Source organism: Dietzia sp. DQ11-44, from assembly GCF_014145205.1.
In the GTDB taxonomy this organism is placed as follows: domain Bacteria; phylum Actinomycetota; class Actinomycetes; order Mycobacteriales; family Mycobacteriaceae; genus Dietzia; species Dietzia natronolimnaea.
On record NZ_JAALEC010000668.1, the window covers coordinates 1 to 1051 of the forward strand.

The 1051-nt window shown below is 73.1% G+C and carries 1 protein-coding gene; it reads left to right on the forward strand.

Annotation, left to right across the window (positions count from 1 at the left end; all coding sequences use genetic code 11):
• Positions 1-1051 (forward strand): circularly permuted type 2 ATP-grasp protein (locus G6018_RS15320; RefSeq protein WP_182640075.1); only part of this gene is annotated, 1051 nt, incomplete at both ends.

Genomic DNA, 1051 nt, shown 5'->3' on the forward strand with positions numbered 1-1051 from the left:
TCCGCGGGCCCCGTACGACCCCGTCCTGACGGCGCTGCAGCGGATCGGGACCGTCAGGCTCCGGGCGCGGCAGGTGCGGGCCGAGCAGGAGGCCTCGGTCGCCGGGGTCACCTTCCGGGTCACGGGCCAGGAGCGTCCCCACGCGTTCCCGATGGACTTCGTCCCCCGGATCATCACCTCGGAGACCTGGTCGCGGCTCGCGGCCGGGATCGAGCAGCGCGCCCGCGCCCTCGACGCGTTCCTGGACGACGTCTACGGCGAGCAGGAGTTCCTCGCCGCCGGGCACCTCGCCCCCGAGGCCCTCGATCGGGCACCGGGGTTCCGCGGGAGTACCGGGCGGGCGCTGGGGGCGGACCGGATCCGGGCGCACATCTGCGGGATCGACCTGGTGTGCGCGGACGACGGTCGGTGGCTGGTCCTCGAGGACAACGTCCGCGTGCCGTCCGGTGTCGCCTTCTCCACCGCCCACCGCGAGATGACGTCGGCGTTGTTCGGCGACCTGGTCGACGAGTTCGATCTCCACTCTCCCGACCAGGCCTTCCCCATGATCCGGGAGACCCTCGTGGCGGCGGCACCGCCGGCGGCGGGCGACACCCCGAACGTGGTGGTGATGTCCTCCGGTTCGGCGGACTCGGCGTGGTTCGAGCACCGCCTCATCGCCGACCGGGCCGGCCTGCCACTCGTCACCCCTGACGAGGTCGTCTTCCGGGACGGGATCCTGCACCGCAGGACCCGCGACGGGCTCCAGCGGGTGGACGTGGTGTACGCGCGGATCGACGAGGACATGCTGCTCAGCTCCCCCGGACTCGACGGCGAGCCGCTGCGGGACGGCCTGCTGGACGCCCTCGCCGGGGGGCGGCTGACGGTGGCCAACGCCCTCGGGAACGGGGTGGCGGACGACAAGGCCGTGTACGCCTCCGTGCCCGCGATGATCGACTTCTACCTGGGGGAGGCCCCGGTCCTCGAGCAGGTGCCGACCTACCTGTGCGCGGACCGCACCCAACGCGACCTCGTGCTGGACCGGCTGGGGGAGCTGGTGGTCAAGCCGATC